The 17,182-nt window shown below is 70.4% G+C and carries 15 protein-coding genes and 2 tRNA genes; 4 read left to right on the forward strand and 13 right to left on the reverse strand.

From position 1 onward, the window contains the following. Window positions 1–4: 4 nt before the first annotated feature. Entirely contained in the window at window positions 5–823 is an 819-nt protein-coding gene (locus B4M60_RS06240; RefSeq protein WP_291081320.1) for an SDR family NAD(P)-dependent oxidoreductase, read from the forward strand. A gap of 22 nt (window positions 824–845) precedes the next feature. Here the strand turns inward: B4M60_RS06240 and B4M60_RS06245 are convergent, their stop codons facing one another. Genes B4M60_RS06245 through B4M60_RS06255 form a run of 3 tightly spaced genes read right to left on the reverse strand, consistent with a single transcriptional unit; the run spans window position 846 to window position 3,763 of the window. Beyond that, window positions 846–1,544 (reverse strand): PaaI family thioesterase, encoded by a 699-nt coding sequence (locus B4M60_RS06245; protein ID WP_291081322.1) that lies wholly within the window; start codon window positions 1,542–1,544, stop codon window positions 846–848. Between the two features lie 39 nt (window positions 1,545–1,583). After that, window positions 1,584–2,303, reverse strand: a complete 720-nt coding sequence (locus B4M60_RS06250) for a PaaI family thioesterase (protein ID WP_291081324.1) — start codon at window positions 2,301–2,303, stop codon at window positions 1,584–1,586. After that, window positions 2,300–3,763 (reverse strand): FAD-dependent oxidoreductase, encoded by a 1,464-nt coding sequence (locus B4M60_RS06255; RefSeq protein ID WP_291081326.1) that lies wholly within the window; start codon window positions 3,761–3,763, stop codon window positions 2,300–2,302. Before B4M60_RS06255 ends, B4M60_RS06250 begins: the two co-directional genes overlap by 4 nt. Window positions 3,764–3,816: 53 nt before the next feature. On the opposite strand from B4M60_RS06255, the gene B4M60_RS06260 reads away from it, so the two are divergent. Together B4M60_RS06260 and B4M60_RS06265 are read left to right on the forward strand one after the other, a co-directional pair. Continuing rightward, window positions 3,817–4,371 carry a nuclear transport factor 2 family protein gene (locus B4M60_RS06260; protein WP_291081328.1) on the forward strand — a complete coding sequence of 185 codons (555 nt, stop codon included), beginning with the start codon at window positions 3,817–3,819 and terminating at the stop codon, window positions 4,369–4,371. Window positions 4,372–4,381: 10 nt separating this feature from the next. Further along, window positions 4,382–4,852 carry a hypothetical protein gene (locus tag B4M60_RS06265; RefSeq protein ID WP_291081330.1) on the forward strand — a complete coding sequence of 157 codons (471 nt, stop codon included), beginning with the start codon at window positions 4,382–4,384 and terminating at the stop codon, window positions 4,850–4,852. Between the two features lie 43 nt (window positions 4,853–4,895). Here B4M60_RS06265 and B4M60_RS06270 read toward each other — a convergent pair whose 3' ends face one another. The 5 genes from B4M60_RS06270 to gyrA all read right to left on the reverse strand — a co-directional run bounded on the left by B4M60_RS06270 (window position 4,896) and on the right by gyrA (window position 9,495). Next, window positions 4,896–6,110 carry an MFS transporter gene (locus tag B4M60_RS06270; protein ID WP_291081332.1) on the reverse strand — a complete coding sequence of 405 codons (1,215 nt, stop codon included), beginning with the start codon at window positions 6,108–6,110 and terminating at the stop codon, window positions 4,896–4,898. A gap of 35 nt (window positions 6,111–6,145) precedes the next feature. After that, a tRNA-Ala gene (locus B4M60_RS06275) sits at window positions 6,146–6,218 on the reverse strand. A gap of 59 nt (window positions 6,219–6,277) precedes the next feature. Beyond that, window positions 6,278–6,351 (reverse strand) — tRNA-Ile (locus B4M60_RS06280). Between the two features lie 57 nt (window positions 6,352–6,408). After that, window positions 6,409–6,960 carry a DUF3566 domain-containing protein gene (locus B4M60_RS06285; RefSeq protein ID WP_291081334.1) on the reverse strand — a complete coding sequence of 184 codons (552 nt, stop codon included), beginning with the start codon at window positions 6,958–6,960 and terminating at the stop codon, window positions 6,409–6,411. A 6-nt stretch (window positions 6,961–6,966) separates the two neighbouring features. Next, entirely contained in the window at window positions 6,967–9,495 is a 2,529-nt protein-coding gene (gene gyrA, locus B4M60_RS06290; RefSeq protein ID WP_291081336.1) for a DNA gyrase subunit A, read from the reverse strand. Between the two features lie 205 nt (window positions 9,496–9,700). Here gyrA and B4M60_RS06295 point away from each other — a divergent pair, with 205 nt between their 5' ends. After that, complete coding sequence (locus B4M60_RS06295; RefSeq protein WP_291081338.1) at window positions 9,701–11,014, forward strand: lipase family protein; 1,314 nt, start codon at window positions 9,701–9,703, stop codon at window positions 11,012–11,014. 32 nt (window positions 11,015–11,046) lie between these two features. On the opposite strand, the gene gyrB is transcribed toward B4M60_RS06295, so the two are convergent. The 5 genes from gyrB to B4M60_RS06320 form a co-directional block, all read right to left on the reverse strand. After that, entirely contained in the window at window positions 11,047–13,173 is a 2,127-nt protein-coding gene (gene gyrB / locus B4M60_RS06300; protein WP_291081340.1) for a DNA topoisomerase (ATP-hydrolyzing) subunit B, read from the reverse strand. A 125-nt stretch (window positions 13,174–13,298) separates the two neighbouring features. Then, window positions 13,299–13,853, reverse strand: coding sequence for a DciA family protein (locus tag B4M60_RS06305; RefSeq protein ID WP_291081342.1), 555 nt, complete (start codon window positions 13,851–13,853; stop codon window positions 13,299–13,301). Next, window positions 13,850–15,094, reverse strand: a complete 1,245-nt coding sequence (recF, locus tag B4M60_RS06310; RefSeq protein ID WP_291081344.1) for a DNA replication/repair protein RecF — start codon at window positions 15,092–15,094, stop codon at window positions 13,850–13,852. The genes B4M60_RS06305 and recF overlap by 4 nt, the downstream gene beginning before the upstream one ends. 26 nt (window positions 15,095–15,120) lie before the next feature. Then, on the reverse strand, window positions 15,121–16,296 hold the full coding sequence (gene dnaN / locus B4M60_RS06315) for a DNA polymerase III subunit beta (protein ID WP_291081346.1): 1,176 nt from the start codon (window positions 16,294–16,296) through the stop codon (window positions 15,121–15,123). A 493-nt stretch (window positions 16,297–16,789) separates the two neighbouring features. After that, window positions 16,790–17,182 (reverse strand): helix-turn-helix domain-containing protein (locus B4M60_RS06320; RefSeq protein ID WP_291081348.1); only part of this gene is annotated, 393 nt, incomplete at its 5' end.

Raw genomic sequence — 17,182 nt, forward strand, 5'->3', positions numbered from 1 at the left:
GCGTATGTCGACACCCGTCAATCCGAAGACTTTCGATGCCGAGACCTACGGCCCCTGGGCGCTGATCGTGGGGGGGAGCGAGGGCGTGGGCGCCGAGATCGCGTTCCGTCTCGCCGACCGCGGCGTCTCCTCCGTGCTGGTCGCCCGCAAGACCGGCCCCCTCGAGGAGACCGCCGAGGCCGTCCGCGCGAGGGGCGTGGACTGCCGCATCGTGCCGGTGGACCTCACCGAGCCCGGCGCCACCGCGACCATCGCCGAGGCCTGCGAGGGCCTCGACCTGGGCCTGCTCGTGCTCAACGCCGGGGCCAACACCTACGGCTGCGAGTTCGTCGAGGCCGACATGGCGCAGGTGCAGAAGGTGATCGACCTCAACATCACCTCGCCCATGCAGATCATCCGGCAGTTCGGACCCGGCCTCACGGCCCGCGGCCGCGGCGGCATCGTGGTGATGGGCTCGATGGCCGGCTACCTCGGCCACGCCGACATGAGCATCTACTCGGCGGCCAAGGCGTTCAGCCGGGTCTTTGTCGAGGGCCTGTGGCTGGAGATGCGGGAGCACGGGGTGGACGTGGTCGAGGTGATCCTCGGCGTCACCCGGACCCCCGCCATGATCCGCGCCGGCCTGGACATGGACCTGCCGGGGATGACCGTCAGCGAACCCGCGGAGGTCGCGGAGGAGGTCCTGGCCTCCATCGGCGCCGGACCCGTCCACGTCTGCGGCGGCGAGGGCAACCGCAAGGGCGTCGAGTTCTCCTCCGGGGTCGACCGCGGACGGATCGTGGCCGGGGCGCACAAGCGGATGAAGGCGCTGCGCGGGAACTGAGGCACCGCCGCGGGCGGGATGGTCAGCCCTCGATGGGCCGGCCGCGGTCGGCGTCGCGGATTCCCCTCGGCTCGATGAACAGGGCCTCGGCGGTGGCGCAGAGGGTGTCCCCGGCGTGCAGCGTGGCGCCGGCCCAGATCTTGCGGCCGTCGACCCGGTCCTGGCGGGCCTCGAAGCGCAACGGCGAGTACAGCGGCGTCGGCGATTTGTAGACCACCCGCAGATCCGCCGTCATGCCCACGCTCCCGGCCGCCGCGTTGGCCAGGCCCAGCATCTCGTCGAAGATCAGCGCGACGATCCCACCGTGCACGCACCCGGGAGGGCCCTGGTACTCGATGCCCAACCGCAGCTCGGCCCGCACGGTGCCGTCGGGGAACACCACCGGCTCCAGCGGCGGGGACACCGGGTTGCGGCTGCCGATCGCGGGGTTCGAGGCGATGTGCTCCGGCACGCCCCAGGTGGCGTAGTCGGCCGGCCGGACCTTGGTCCCCACGGCCTCCAGGTGGTCGACGAGAGCGCGGACGGTCGCCACGGCGTCGTGGACGTCCTCGTACACCGAACCCGCGACCAGACCCCGGAGACGACGCAGTTCGCGGGCGAGGGCGGTGGCGCCGGAGGCGTCGTCGACCTGGGGCAGGAACGGTGTTCCCTCCGTGGGGGCGGAGGCGGGGTCGGTCGTGCCGAGGGGACGGTCGTCGGGGGCGGTGCTGTCGGTGGTCACGGCCACAGAATCTACTCCGGCCCAGTCCCGCCCCCGCCGTCAGCCGTCGACAGGGCCCCGGACCATCCGGTCCCGGTTCTCCTGGAGCAGACCGTCGGGAGTGACGAACATGCCCTCGGCGGTCGCACACAGCCGGTCCCCCGCATGGATGGCGCCCTGCGCCCAGATCTTGCGTCCGTCCACCCTGACCTGCCGACCGGTCACCACGATCGGCTCGAGGATCGGGGTGGGGCTGCGGTAGTCCACGTCGAGGTACACGGTCATCCCGGTGCTGCCGGCGTGGTAGTTCACCCGGCCCAGCACGGCGTCGAACAACAGCGAGACCACGCCGCCGTGCACGCACGCCGGCGGACCCTGGTACTCCAGCCCCAACGTCACCTCGGCGCGCAGCGTCCCGTCCCCCAGCATCTCGAACCCCAGCGGCGGGGCCAGCACGTTGGACCGCCCGACCACCGGGCAGTTGGTGAGGAAGTCCCAGGTCGACCACGTGACGGACTGCCTGCGCTCCGGACTCGCCGACGCGGCCTCCAACCGGTCGGCCACCTCGCGCACCCGGTCGGTCAGCGGGGCGAGGTCCGTGTCGAACAACCCACCGGTGGTCAGCGCGCGGATCCGGCGGACCTGCTCGACGAGGGCGAAGAGGCCGGCCTCGTCGTCGTCGATCCGGTCGATCGGCTCGCCACCACCGCGCCCCGGAACCAGCGGTCCGAGGGCCACGGTCGGCCGGTCACGGCGCGGGACGACCGACGGCTCGCTCACGCCTCGGTCGTCCCGGTCGCGCCGGCCGCCCCGCGCCCGGCGCGCCGGCCGAAGAACGAGCCGTCGCCGAGGGAGGTGCCGGAGATGTACCCGTCGCCGTGGAGGCCGTGGGTGCAGCGGCCGGCGGCGAACAGGCCGGGGATGGCCTCGCCCGCGCGGTCCAGCACGCGCGAGTCGAGGTCCGTGTGCAGGCCGCCAAGGGTGAAGCCCTGCGCCTTGAGGGGCAGGCCGTTGTACGAGTCGGGCCCGCCCGCCCCGGTGGGGTACGCGCCGAACGGCGGCTCCAGCGGGCGGACCCACTGCGCGCTCTTGCCGAACTGCGGGTCCTCGCCGCGCTCGGCGCCGGCGTTGTAGCGGCGCAGCTGGTCCGCGAGCGCGTCGGCGGGCAGCCCGCAGTCCGCGGCCAGCTCCTCGATCGTCTCCGCGGCGTGCATTGGCTGCATGCCCCACAGCTCGGCCTCCGGGACGTCCTCGATCCCCTTCTCGTCGATGATCACCCACACCGGCGGCCGGCGGTGGTGGACCGCCGCGTGGCAGTACAGGCCGGGGTAGACCTCCTCGTTGATGAAGCGCTGGCCGTCGCCGTCGACGAGCATCGCGCCCACCACGAGGCGGGGGATGATGAGCATCGCGGTCTCGGTCTGGTGCATCCGGCGCACGGCGGCGCCGATCTCCATCCCCATCTCGATGCCCGACCCGTCGTCGCGACCGTCGGAGACCTTGTCCTTGCCCAACTGCTGGGGCGCCCACTGCTCGAGCATGCGGTCGTTGTCGACGAACCCGCCCGTGGCCAGCACCACGCCGCCGGTGGCGCGGTACTCGCGCTCCGCGCCGAACTCGGTGGCCCGGACCCCCACCACCCGGCCGTCCTCCACGATCAGGGAGCGGGCCTTGACGTCGCAGTGCGTGGTGACGCCCGCCTTGTCCGCCGTGGCCACGAGGGCGTCCATGAGCAGGCCGCCCGCGAAGTTGGGGGCGGGGGGGCGGTGGCCGCGCGCGGCCGGGGCGGCGGCGGAGGCGAACGGCTCGGCCCGCTCACCCATCCACATCAGCCCCGAGTCGTCGCCCGGCATCCAGGTGGGGGTGTCCCACAGTTTGTGGTTGAACACGGCGCCGTGCGCGACCAGCCAGTCGTGGTGCTCGCGCGACCCGGCGCAGTAGTCGGCGATCTTGGCCTCGTCGGCGTTGGGACCGAGCGCGGCGGTGAGGAACGCCCGCATGGCCTCCACCGTGTCGGGGATCCCCAGTGCCTCCTGGGTGGCGGTGCCGCCGCCGAGGTAGACCTCGCCGCCGGACTGCGCCGACGAGCCGCCGGGGCCGGAGGCTCCCTCGAGCGCCACCACCGACGCACCGGCCTCGGCGGCCTCGATCGCCGCGCACGCGCCGGCGATTCCCATGCCCACCACGATGACGTCCGCCGTCACCACGGTCGGACGACTGTCTGCACTGATGTCCGTCATATCATGCACCATACTTGCAACCTGTTTCAGGCGGTGCATTAAAGTCGGTGGACATGACCGACTCCGCCGATACGGCCCGCCTGGACGCCCTCGAGGCGAGGCTCGCCGCGACCGAGGCCGGGCTCGCCACCACCCGGGCGGAGCTCGACCGCGCCGCCGACGAGCTGGCGGTGCTGCGGATCCTCGCCGCCTACTCCCCCCGCGTGGACTCCGGCGACGCCGACGGCGTGGCCGACCTGTGGACGGAGGACGGCGTCTACGACGTCGACACCGGGATCCTCGAGGGCCACGAGGGCATCGGGGCGATGGTGCGCGGCGACGCCCACCAGGGACTCCTCGCCCACGGCTGCGGACACGTGCCGGGCCTGCCGGTGGTCCTGCTCGACGGCGACCGGGCCGTGGCGACCGGGTACACCCAGCTGGTGGTGCGGTCCTCCCGGCCCGGCCGGTACACCGTGATCCGGGTGACGGCCAACCGGTGGGAGCTCGAACGCCGCGGCCCCGCGGAGGCCGCCGACCGCGGGTGGCGGGTGGTCCTGCGGACCGCGCGGGCGGTGACGGACAGCGGCGAGGGCAGAGCCCTGCTCGGACGGTCCCGCGACAGGTAGCGTGGCCCACATGATCCGCCGTCCCACCGCGGTCCCCGACCCGACCCTCCGCGCGGGCAGGCTCGCGCTGCTCACCACGTCCGCGGCCCACCTGGGGTTCCAGGCGATGGTCACCTCGGTGGTCTATCCGACGCTCTTCGACGGCCCCGCGCACGGCATCGCCGAACGTCAGGCCGAACACGCCCGTCTGATCGCCCCGGTGGCCCTCGCGCTGTACGCCTCGTCGATCGGCGCCGCCGCGTGGACCACCTACGGATCCATCCGGTCCGGTGAACGCAGCGGCCTCACCCCCACCGTGATCGCCTGCGTCACCACCCTCGCGGTCCCGGCGATCACCGCGGGGGTCGTCCCCATCCACGTGGGGATCGCGCAGGAGCAGATCAGCCGGTCGCGTATCCGGGCGCTCCTGGCATCGGATCGGATCCGCACCGGTCTGGCCGCCCTCGGCGTGGCGGCGGCCGCGCAGGCGTTGAGCAGCTGACCCCCCGCACGGCCGGGTCACGCGCGGGGTTGAGTCGCGCTGTTCAGGCGCGCGGGCCGCGCGCCGCGGACCGCGCCACCGCCACCAGGGCCCCGATCGAGATTACCGAGACCGCCGCCACCAGCAGGTGGAAGGCGACGGCCAGCCCGATGACCTCCGCCGCCAGCGCGGCGACCACGGCCGGCACGCCGAGCGAGATGTAGGCCACCACGAACAGGGCCGAGAAGACCTCCCCGCGCGCGCCGTCCGGGGCGCTCTGGGCGACGAGCGTCGTGCCCATGAGGAACAGCAGTCCCATCCCGAGGCCGGTGACGATCGACGCCACCACGAACCCGGGAACAGACCCGGCCTCGAGCGTCAGCGACGCGGCGACCACTCCCACGAGCATGGTCGCGACGCCGATCACCACCCCCCTGCGCCACATCGACGGCCCCGCCCGGAGGTTCCACACCAGCTGCGCGATCGCGGCGGCGCCCTGCAGGCACGCCACCACGAGCCCGGTCACCAGGTAGTCGGACCGGCCGACGAGGTCCTTGGTGATCGCCCCGCCCAGGCCGAGGAAGACGCCCCCCACGGCCCAGGACACGCTCACGCACACCGCGGCCAGGGCGAACGCGGACCCGGTCTCCGCCGGCACCGCGATCCGCTGGACCCGGACCGCCTCCCGGAGGGTCGCCGGGCCGGCACCGGAGGTCTCGGGCACCACGAGGATCACGCCGACCAGCAGCGCCGCCAGCGCGACACCCATCACCACGTAGGGATGGACGAGGGGCGACGACGACGAGGTGGCCACGGCCCCGGACAGGAGGACACCGGCCGCGATGCCGAAATTGGTGGTGGAGCTGCTGGTCAGGGCGCTCGCACGAGCGTTCCTGGTGGGATGGAGCTCGATGAGCGCGGCGGCCGCCGAGCCCGTGACCAGCCCCACGCCCAGTCCCTGGACCACCCGGGCCGGGATCAGCCAGGCCACCGACGGCGCCGCGGCGAGCATCGCCATGCTCACGACCAGCAGCGCCAGGCCGGCGATCACCACCGGACGGCGGCCGATCGCATCGGAGAGCCGGCCCAGGAACAGCAGCGGGACCAGGACCGCCACCGCGTACACCGCGTAGACGACCGTGATCATCGTTCCGCTGGTCCCCCACGTCTCCTGATAGTCGACGTACAGGGGTGAGGGCGTCGCACTCGACATGAGTGCGGCGGTCACGACCAGCGCGATCAGGACGAACGGAGGCCACGTGCGAGGGGTGGTGTTCACGGGACGGGTTCCTGGGGTCGGTTCCGCGGAAGGGGTGGAGCCTAGGGGATTCGAACCCCTGACATCTGCCTTGCAAAGGCAGCGCTCTACCAACTGAGCTAAGGCCCCCTGCCTGCCAACAGTAACGCCGGACCGCGGTCAGCGATCCGGCGTCTGCCGTGCGGGGGTGGGCCTAGGAGGACTTGAACCTCCGACCTCCAAATTATCAGTTTGGCGCTCTAACCACCTGAGCTATAGGCCCTCGTACCGAAGCGTTAATCTACCCGACGCCCTCGCCGCCGCCCAAATCGGGGGACCGTCAGGTCCGACGATCGCTCAGCGTCACCTGGACGCCGCCGCCGGTCAGGCCCGCGGCCAGGTTGTAGATGAACACCGCCAGGGTGGCGAGGATCGACAGCAGCAGCACGTTGAGCAGCCCGACCCCGCCGCTGTAGAGGAAGATCGTCGACGGCCCGATGGCCGCCGCCGAGTCGTCACCTGCGACCCCGGACAGGAGTCCCCCGAGGCGGTCCCACACCCCCATGCCGGAGAGCAGCAGATAGGTCACGCCGATCGCCACCATCCACACCAGGTAGAGCGCGAACATCAGCCCGAGCACCGTAGTGAACGCCGACCAGGGGTCGATGCGCCGCAGCACGAGGACAGACTCCAACGGTCCCCGCCGCTCGGTCGGCGACACCATCGGCGCCGCACGCCCGGCCGCGCCACCCGAGTGGGCCGTGGACACCCCCCCGGACGTCCCCTCCGCACGGTGGTGGTCGGCGGCGGGGAACTCCGTGGTGGCGGCGGTTCCCGGGGCGGAGCCCTTCGGCGCCGGGCCGCTGCCGCTCGCCTCGGTCGGCTCGGTCATCGCCTTCTACTCCTTGTCGGAGCCGGCGTCGGGCCGGTCCTCGTCGTCGTCGTCGGGCTCGTCGGCGTTGCGGGCGATCGCCAGCAGCGAGTCACCCTCGGCGAGGTTCATCAGGCGCACGCCCTTGGTCTGGCGGCCGGCCTTGCGGACCTGCTTGGCGAACGTGCGGATGACGCCACCGCCGGAGGTGATGGCGTAGAGCTCGTCCTGCAACTCCACGATGGTCGCACCGACCAGCTTGCCGCGCTTGGGATCGAACATGAGCGTGAGCACGCCCTTGCCACCCCGGCCCTGGGCCGTGTACTCGCTCAGGGCGGTCCGCTTGGAGTACCCGCGCTCGGTGGCCACCAGGAGGAAGTACTTGTCCTGTTCCGAGTCCTCGCGGACCACGGACATGCTCAGCAGCGCGTCCCCGTCGTTGAAGCGCATCCCCATGACGCCGGACGTCGCGCGACCCATCGGGCGGAGCGTGTCGTCGTTGGCGTGGAACCGGATCGACTGGCCCTTCTCCGAGACCAGGAGGAGGTCGTCGTCGGGTCCGGCGAGGGCGGCACCCACCAGCTCGTCCCCGTCGCGGAGGTTGACGGCGATCAGGCCACCCGAGCGCGGGGAGTCGTAGTCCTCGAGGCGTGACTTCTTGACCAGGCCGTTCCGGGTGGCCAGGACCAGGTACGGAGCGTCCTGGTAGCCCTTGATCCGGATGACGCCGGCGATGCGCTCCTCCGGCTGGAAGGCCAGGAGGTTGGCCACGTGCTGGCCGCGCGCGGTCCGGCTGGCCTCCGGCAGCTCGTAGGCCTTCACGCGGTACACGCGGCCCTTGGTGGTGAAGAACAGCAGCCAGTCGTGCGTGGAGGAGACGAAGAAGTGCCGGACGATGTCGTCCTGCTTCAGCTCCGCACCTCGGACGCCCTTGCCGCCGCGCTTCTGCGCGCGGTAGAGGTCGGTGCGGGTCCGCTTGGCGTAGCCCGTCTCGGTGATGGTCACCACGACGTCCTCGCGGGCGATCAGGTCCTCGTCGGTGACATCGCCGTCGGCCGGGATGATCCTGGTCCGCCGATCGTCGCCGTACTTCTCGACGATCTCGCGGAGTTCGTCCGCGACGATCGAGCGCTGGCGCTCGGGCCGGGCGAGGATGTCCTTGTAGTCGGCGATCTCCAGCTCGATCGCGGCGAGCTGGTCGATGATCTTCTGCCGCTCGAGCGCCGCGAGGCGGCGGAGCTGCATGTCGAGGATGGCCTGGGCCTGGTCGTCGTCGATGTCGAGGAGCTCCTTGAGTCCCTCGCGAGCGATCTCGACGGTCTGGGACCGGCGGATGAGTGCGATCACCTCGTCGAGCGCGTCGAGCGCCTTCACCAGACCCCGCAGGATGTGGGCGCGCTTCTCGGCCTCATCCAGCAGGTACTGGGTGCGCCGGACGATGACCTCGATCTGGTGCGTGACATACAACCGCACCAGCTGGTGGAGCGGCAGCGTGCGGGGCACGCCGTCGACGATCGACAGCATGTTGGCGCCGAACGACGTCTGGAGTTGCGAGTGCTTGTAGAGGTTGTTGAGCACCACCTTCGCGACCGCGTCACGCTTGAGGGTGATCACGATGCGCAGGCCCACGCGATCGGACGACTCGTCGTCGATCCTCGAGATGCCCGCGATCTTGCCATCGCGAAGCTGCTCGGCGATCGACAGGATCATGTTGTCCGGGTTGACCTCGTAGGGCAGCTCCGTGATGACGATGACGGTGCGGCTGCCCTCCTCCTCGATGGAGGTCTTGCCCCGCATGCGGACCGACCCGCGTCCGGTGGCGTACGCGTCCTTGATCCCCTGGTCGCCCACGATGAACCCGTAGGTCGGGAAGTCGGGGCCCTTGATCCGTTCCATGCACGCGGCGAGCGCCACGTCGTCGTCGGCCTCCGGGTTCTCCAGCGTCCAGTAGACGGCCTCCGCGACCTCCCGGAGGTTGTGAGGAGGCATCTTGGTGGCCATCCCCACCGCGATGCCGCTGGATCCGTTGATCAGCAGGTTCGGCACGCGGGACGGCAGGACCACCGGCTCCGACGTCTTGCCGTCGTAGTTGGGCTGGAAATCAACCGTGTTCTTCTCGATGTCCCGCACCATCTCCATGGCCAGCGGGGTCATCTTGCACTCGGTGTAGCGCATCGCGGCCGCACCGTCGTTGCCGCGGGAACCGAAGTTCCCCTGCCCGTCGACCATCGGGTAGCGCATCGCCCACGGCTGGGCCAGACGGACCAGGGTGTCGTAGATCGCCGAGTCACCGTGCGGGTGGTAGTTGCCCATGGTGTCGGCGACGGGCTTGGCCGACTTCACGTAGCTGCGGTCGGGCCGGTAGCCGTTGTCCCACATCGCGTAGAGGATGCGCCGGTGGACGGGCTTGAGCCCGTCCCGGACGTCTGGCAGAGCACGCCCGACGATGACGCTCATCGAATAGTCGATGTAGCTTCTCTGCATCTCGGCCTGGATATCGACCGGCTCGATGCGGTCGTGACCCTCGGCGTCGGGCGGCAACGTCGTGTCCGTCATGGGCTCCTCTTCAGTCTCGCGCTCGAACCGACGCCTCCCGGGCACCGCTTCGATCAGCCCAGTCTATAGGTGCAGCGGAAACACCGAGAGACGGGCGCGCTGCCGACCCACGGATGCCCCTGGCACCGGCGTCCCGGCGGGCCTCCCGCGGCCACAGATGAGAAGATGCCCACCGCGGCGTCGGGGTGGGCGTTAACCTCCGTTCATGACCTCCGACTCCCGCACTCCCCGACGACGGCTGCTGGCCATGTCCGCGGCCGCGACCCTCGTCCTGGGCGCGGTGGCGACGAACCCCGCGCTCGCCGCGGCCCGGGACGTCGACCAGCCCGGCGGGTTCTACGACACCCGGCCACTGCCCACCGCTACAGCCGGGGAGGTCCTGCGCGCCGAACCCGCCGGCCTTCCGCTGGCCGTGACCGTTCCCGGCCTTCCGCCGCTGGCGTCCCCTCTCCCCGCCCGGGCCCAGCGGGTGATCTACCAGACCACCGACGTCGACGGCCGGCCCGTCGCCACCTCGGGTGCGTTCTACGACTCGACCGCGCCGTGGAACGGCCCGGGTCCGCGGCCCACGCTGATCCTCGGGCCGGGCACCCAGGGGCAGGGCGATGCGTGCGCGCCCTCGCGCACCATCGAGTCCGGCGTCGCGTCCAACCCCCGGTCCGGAGCGCCGATCGTGTCCTACGAGGAGGGATTCGCGCTCGCGCTCGCGGCGCAGGGCTTCCGCGTGATGCTCGTGGACTACATCGGACTGGGCACTCCCGGTGTCCACACCTACGCCGATCGCGTGGACCAGGCCCATGCCATGCTCGACGGCGCCCGCGCCGCGCAGCGGCTGATCGGGCACGGCTCGCCCATGGTCCTGTGGGGTCACTCCCAGGGCGGCGGGGCCTCCGCATCGGCCGCCGAGTCCGCTCCCGAGTACGCCCCGGAACTGGACATCCGGGCGGCGTACGCGTCCGCTCCCCCGGCGGACCTCCTGGCCGTGCTCGACCACATCGACGGCTCCAGCCTGACGGGTGCGATCGGGTTCGCGATCAACGGCATGGTCGAGCGGTACCCCGCGATCCGCCAGGTGGTGGACCGGCACATCAACGACGCCGGCCGCCGCGCCCTCGACGACCTGTCGGGGCTCTGCCTGGCCGACACGCGAGCCGCCTACGGTGGGCACAGCACCTCCGAGTGGACCACCTCGGGGCGCCGTCTCGGCGACCTCATTCGGGACGAGCCGGAGGCCCTTCGCGTCCTGGACCATCAGCGCATAGGTCGACGCGCCCCCGCCGTACCGGTGATGCTGGCCGGCGGGATCAACGACGACATCATCCCGCTGGGGCAGGTCGAGCAGCTGGGTCGCGACTGGTGCGCGCAGGGCACCCCTGTGCACTTCCGATACGAGACCACGCCGCTGGTCCCGGGGATCACCCACGCAGTGGCGGCCGCGACCAACTTCGCGCCCGCCCTGCAGTTCGTCAACGACCGGCTGGCCGGGATCCCCGCGCCCGACGACTGCGGGGGATTCTGACGACCGACGGCCCCACGCCCCGCGACGAGGGATCAGACGTCGAGGAACCGCACGTCGCGCGCGTTGCGCGTGATGAAGTTCCGTCGCGCGTCGACGTCCTCGCCCATGAGGATCGAGAACAGCTCGTCGGCGGCCGCCGCGTCGTCCAGGGTCACCTGCCGGAGGGTCCGGACCGCCGGATCCATGGTGGTCTCCCACAGCTCCTTGGGGTTCATCTCGCCCAGACCCTTGTAGCGCTGGATCCCGTCCTCGACGTTGATCCTGCGCTTGTTCTCCACGCCGAGCTTGAGCAGCTCGTCCCGCTCACGGTCCGAGAAGGCGAAGTCCGGCTCGCCCTTGCCCCACTTGAGCTTGTACAGGGGCGGCTGCGCCAGGTAGACGTAACCGTTCTCCACGAGCGGCTTCATGAACCGGAACAGCAGGGTGAGCAGCAGCGTCGAGATGTGCTGGCCGTCCACGTCGGCGTCCGCCATCAGCACGATCTTGTGATAGCGGAGCTTGTCTATGTCGAATTCCTCATGGATACCGGTGCCGAGCGCGGTGATGATCGCCTGGACCTCGGTGTTCTTGAGGACCTTGTCGATCCTGGACTTCTCGACGTTGATGATCTTCCCGCGCAGCGGCAGGATCGCCTGGAACATCGAGTCACGACCCGACTTGGCCGAGCCGCCGGCGGAGTCGCCCTCCACGATGTAGAGCTCGGACTTTGCCGGGTCCTTGGAGCGGCAGTCGGCGAGCTTGCCGGGAAGTCCGCCGATGTCGGTGGCCGACTTGCGACGGACCATCTCGCGGGCCTTGCGCGCGGCCACCCGGGCCTGGCTCGACGCGATGGCCTTGTTGATGATGACCTTCGCCTCGGCCGGGTTCGCCTCGAACCAGTGCCCCACGTTCTCGGACACCTGCCGCTGGACGAATCCCTTGACCTCGGTGTTGCCGAGCTTGGTCTTGGTCTGTCCCTCGAACTGCGGCTCCGAGACCTTCGCCGAGATGACGGCCGCCAGGCCCTCCCGGATGTCGTCGCCCGTGAGGTTGGCGTCCTTCTCCTTGATGAGCTTCTTCTCGCGCGCGTACTTGTTGACCAGCGAGGTCAACGCCGCGCGGAAACCCTCCTCGTGGGTACCGCCCTCATGGGTGTTGATGGTGTTGGCGAAGGTGTGGACGGACTCCGAGTAGCCGGAGTTCCACTGCATCGCGACCTCGACCTCGTGGCCGGTGCCCTTGCCCTCGAAGTACAGGATCGTCGGATGGATCGAGGTCTTGGACTTGTTGATCGCGGTGACGTAGTCCTTGAGCCCGTCGGGGTAGTGGAAGGTCCGCTTGCGTTCGCGCACCGCGACGGGCTTGACGTCCGCGGCGGCCTCCGCGTCCCCGCTCGCGCCGTCGACGAACGCCTTCTCGGCGTCCACCGCGTTCTCGACGTCCGAGCCGTCGTCGGATCCGGGCGCCGCATCGGAGCCGCGGCCCTCGCTGTCCGCGATGGCCTCGAGCTCCGCGGCCTTCTCGGCCCGGGCCCGCCGATCGGTCAGCGTGATGGTCAGGCCCTTGTTGAGGAACGCCATCTCCTGGAGACGGCGGGCGATCACGTCGAAGTCGTATTCGGTCGATTCGAAGATCTTCGGGTCGGCCCAGAACCGGACACGGGTGCCGGTCCCCTCCGCGGGGCCCGCGTCGACGAGCTCCGCCGGGACGGCGTAGTCGAAGTCCTGCTGCCACAGTCGTCCGTCGCGCTTGATCTCCACCTCGACCCGCGTCGAGAGAGCGTTGACCACCGAGATGCCGACGCCGTGCAGGCCACCGGAGACCGCGTAGGAGTCCGAATCGAACTTGCCGCCGGCGTGCAGCTGGGTCATCACGACCTGGACCGTCGGCATGCCCTGCTCGTGCATCTCGACGGGGATACCGCGCCCGTCGTCGATCACCTCGACGCCGCCGTCCTCCAGGAGCGTGACCTTCACGCCTGTCGCGTGGCCGGCCATCGCCTCGTCGACCGAGTTGTCGACGACCTCCCAGATCAGGTGGTGCAGCCCCCGAGGTCCGGTGGAGCCGATGTACATACCCGGACGGAGCCGGACGGCCTCGAGTCCTTCGAGAACGGTGATCGACGATGCACCGTAATCGCTCGAACCCTTCTTGCTGGCCTTGCTCTTGGCGTCCGCCACTTGCGAACTCCTCGCGTCTCGGGGGTATGTGACCGGCCCAGTCTACCTGCGACAACCCTGCCGGGGGCCACTGGCACGCCCTGATCCGACCGATGATCGTCCGCCGGACCCGCCCCCGGTCGAACTCAGCCGTACGTATCGCGTGGGCCGCGCCCGGACACGTGCAACGGCCCCATGCGCCAACTCGGCTTCTCGGGCCCGTCGATCTTCAGGCGACGAACATGACCCGGACCCATCGCCGCGGCGATCTTGCGAAGGATGTCCGCCGCCACCAGGCGGAGCTGGGTGGCCCACGCGGTGCTCGAGGCGCGGACGTACAGGACCCCCTCCTCCAGGCGCTCCGGGGTCGCGTGGGTCGCCACGTCTTCTCCGACGATGCGGTCCCACTCCGCGAACAGCCGGCCGGTGGTCACCTTGTCGTCCCACCCCCTCTTCTTGGCGACCTGGCCCACGAGACGGCCCAGGGGCTGCGGATCCCACGGATCGGCCCCCGCTCCCGTCCACCCACGTTTGCGCAGCCGCTTCCCGGATCCGACCGGAGCCGTGCGTCCACGACCCACCTGCTTGCCCTCCGCCCGCGCCCGGGATCGCGCGTCCTCGAGGGCCTGGCGCGCGATGTCATAACCCCGTTGTGGCGGGTCTGACGGTGTTTCCGGATGTGTGCCCCGGTCTGAGTTCACGGCCTGTCCTCACTGTCGGAATCGGCGTCCTCGTCGTCGTCGTCGTCCTCATCGTCCCCCGCGTGACACCCCCATGACGGCGTCATGGCCGAGTGACGATCCCCGCCCTCCCCCGTCATCACCACGTCGTGACGGACCCCCCGCAGCCCGTCCGGGACGTCCTCGCCGACCGCCGCGGTCACCAGGACCTGCTCGACCCCCACCGCGACCTCGGCCAGCGCCGCCCGCCGGTGCCGGTCGAGTTCGGCAAACACGTCGTCCAACATCAGCACCGGCTCGATGCCGTCCGCTCGGAAGAGGTCGAGCGATCCGAGTCGCAGCGCGAGCGCGAACGACCACGTCTCGCCGTGGCTGGCGAACCCCTTCGCCGGTTCGTCCCCGAGCGTGAGGATGAGGTCGTCCCGATGCGGGCCGACGAGGGAGAGCCCGCGGTCGATCTCCTCCTGCCGCCGCCGACCCAACTCCGCCAGGAGGACGGCCTCGGCGAGCTCCGGGTCCGTCAGGTCCGGCTCGTCCGGCGGGCCGGCGACCCGGAACCGGTAGGCCAGGCCGGCCGGCCTGGATTCCGGGGCGAGGCGGCGGTAGGAGTCGACGACGAGGGGGCGCAGCTCCTCGAGCAGGGCGATGCGACCGGCGACGATCCGGGACCCCAGCTGCGCCAGTCGTCCGTCCCACACGTCGAGCGTGTCGAGAGCGGCCGCCGCGTCCTCCCCCCGACCGCGCCGGAGCGTCGCGGACGCGGATTTGAGCAGCGCCGAACGCTGCCGCAGGACCGAGGAGTACTCGCCGAGGTCGCCGCCGAGGGCGGGGCGACGTTGCACCATGAGTTCGTCGAGGAGCCGGCGGCGTTCGGCGGGTTCCCCGCGGACCAGCGCCAGATCCTCGGGGGCGAAGAGCACGGACTGCACCACGCCGAGGATGTCCCCGACTCGACGGCACGGGGACGTGTTGAGCCGGGCACGGTTCGCCTTACCCGAGTTGAGGGCGAGTTCGACGGTGAGTTCGCGGCCGGCATTGTGGGCCAGCGCCCCGACCAGGGCCGTGTCGGCTCCTGTCCGGATCATCGGCGCGTCGGTGGCCACGCGGTGGGATCGAAGCGTGGACAGGACCCCGATCGCCTCGAGGACGTTGGTCTTGCCGTGGCCGTTCCGGCCGACCAGGGTGGTCACCCCCGGCTCCAGCTCGAGTTCCAGTAGCGGCCAGGAGCGGAAGTCGAGGAGCCTGAGGTGACGCAGATGCATGCCGGACCGGCTTCGAGGTGGGCGGCCTAGCCCGGCAGGCGGACAGGCATCAGCAGATAGGTGTAGTCCGAGTCCACGGGAGGGATCGCGCCGTCGGCCCCCGCGGAGGGCAGGGCCTCCGGGGCCGGGCGCAGGACGGCCGGCCTGCTGGCCTGCGTGAAGCCGAACGCGACCCGGTTCGAGTGGACGCTGCCGAGCCCGTCGAGCAGGTAACCCGGGTTGAACGCGATGGTCAACGCCTCGCCGATGAAGTCCACCGGCAGTGTCTGGGAGGCCTGTGCCGCGTCGTCTCCACCGGCGGAGAGCGCCAGCTCACCCTCCGAGAACGACATGCGGACCTGAACACCCCGGTCCGCCACCAGTGCCACGCGCTTGATGGCCTGGACCAGCGAGTCGACGTCCATGACCGCCATCGAGGTGTGCTGCGGCGGGAGCAGCTGACGGACCTTCGGGAACTCCGCGTCGAGCAGACGCGTGGTGGTCCGCTGCCCGGAGACCAGCACTCCCATGATGCCCTCCGCCCCGACCTCGGACCCGGCGCCCAGGCTGAGGTCGACGCGCCCGCCCTGTCCCGCCGATCGTGTCACCTCGGAGAGTGTCTTGGCCGGGATGAGGACCTCCACGGCGACGTCCTCGCGCCCCGGCTCCCACTGCAGGTCACGGATGGCGAGCCGGAAGCGATCGGTCGCGATGAGCGTGATCCGCGTGCCCTCGATCTCCATGCGAATACCGGTGAGCATGGGGAGCGTGTCGTCCCTGCCCGCCGCCACGGCCACCTGGCCCACGGCCTCCGAGAACTCGTCCACCGCGGCGGACCCGGTCACACCGGGCATGGTCGGGAGCTGAGGGTAGTCCTCGACCGGCATCGTCGGGAGGGTGAACTTGGCGGATCCGCAGGTGATGTGCATCTTCTGCGCGGTCACGGTGACCTCGACCGGGCGATCCGGCAACGCACGCGCGATGTCGGCGAGCAGTCGACCGGAGACCAGCGTGCTGCCGGGCTCGGTGACCTCCGCCGGCACCGAGACCTGGGCCGACGTCTCGTAGTCGAAGCCCGAGATGGTCAGACCCGAATCCGCCTCGATCAACACGCCGCCGAGGATCGGGACGGACGGGCGGGACGGCAGGGTGCGCGCCACCCAGGCCACGGAATCTGCGAAGTCCTCGCGGGTGACGCGGAACGTCGGATCCGTGATCTCCATCGATGACCTCTTTCGGGCGGGGCGGATACCGGGGTCGGCATCTGGACGGGTGGTCTCTTTTTCTCGTTCACACCGCGCCGCCCGTTCGGGTCGGCCCGGCATCTCCATGAGAGTAACCGCTCCCACCGACAGCGGGAACACGGACTCCGGTAACCCGGTCAAGCGGACTCGCCGTTCCACATCCCTACTTCCAACTACAGATATATAGAGAGATAAGAAGTAGTAGTAGGTCCTGTGAAATTGTGAGCGGAGGGCGGGGATCGCAGGTGGGACCCGATTTCACCCTGTGAGCGCATTCGCGTGATCTTGTGATTTGCGTGAGGGCTCCGTGGAATCCCAGGAATCCGTCCACGCTCTGTCCACCGTTCGTCCACAGGAACCCACAGAGTTGTCCACAGGTGTGAAGGGTGTGCTTGATGGTGTGAACGGGGTCACATGTGTGTATCGATCGGGGAATCCGGGGGTGGGCCGGACGGATGGTCGGCGTCGACCGTCAGAGGGATCGCGAACGCTCTTTGATCCGGGCGGTGAGCTCCTGGATCTGGTCGTAGGTCCGCCGGTCGTCCTTGATCTCCTTGAGGATCTTGCGCTGGGCGTACATGACCGTGGTGTGGTCCTTTCCGCCGAAGGTGACGCCGATCTTGGGAAGGGAGAGATCCGTCAGCTCGCGACACAGATACATCGCGATCTGCCTCGCGCGGGAGAGGGAGCGGGTCTTGGAGGTGCCGCAGAGCTCGTCGATGCTGGTCGAGAAGAACTCCGCGGTGACCGCCATGATCGTGGCGGCCGAGATCTGGAGTGAGTCGTCGTCGGACACCACATCCCGGAGGACGACCTCGGCCAGCGGCACGTCGATCTCGTGTCCGTTGAGGGAGGCGAACGCCAC

The organism is Dietzia sp. UBA5065 (assembly GCA_002415925.1).
Classification (GTDB): domain Bacteria; phylum Actinomycetota; class Actinomycetes; order Mycobacteriales; family Mycobacteriaceae; genus Dietzia.

Coding starts and splice junctions, on each gene's coding strand:
- B4M60_RS06295 (WP_291081338.1), top strand. CDS start 9,701: ATGACCTCCGACTCCCGCACTCCCCGACGACGGCTGCTGGCCATGTCC.
- B4M60_RS06260 (WP_291081328.1), top strand. CDS start 3,817: ATGACCGACTCCGCCGATACGGCCCGCCTGGACGCCCTCGAGGCGAGG.
- B4M60_RS06240 (WP_291081320.1), top strand. CDS start 5: ATGTCGACACCCGTCAATCCGAAGACTTTCGATGCCGAGACCTACGGC.
- recF (WP_291081344.1), bottom strand. CDS start 15,094: ATGCATCTGCGTCACCTCAGGCTCCTCGACTTCCGCTCCTGGCCGCTA.
- dnaN (WP_291081346.1), bottom strand. CDS start 16,296: ATGGAGATCACGGATCCGACGTTCCGCGTCACCCGCGAGGACTTCGCA.
- B4M60_RS06265 (WP_291081330.1), top strand. CDS start 4,382: ATGATCCGCCGTCCCACCGCGGTCCCCGACCCGACCCTCCGCGCGGGC.
- B4M60_RS06285 (WP_291081334.1), bottom strand. CDS start 6,960: ATGACCGAGCCGACCGAGGCGAGCGGCAGCGGCCCGGCGCCGAAGGGC.
- B4M60_RS06255 (WP_291081326.1), bottom strand. CDS start 3,763: ATGACGGACATCAGTGCAGACAGTCGTCCGACCGTGGTGACGGCGGAC.
- gyrA (WP_291081336.1), bottom strand. CDS start 9,495: ATGACGGACACGACGTTGCCGCCCGACGCCGAGGGTCACGACCGCATC.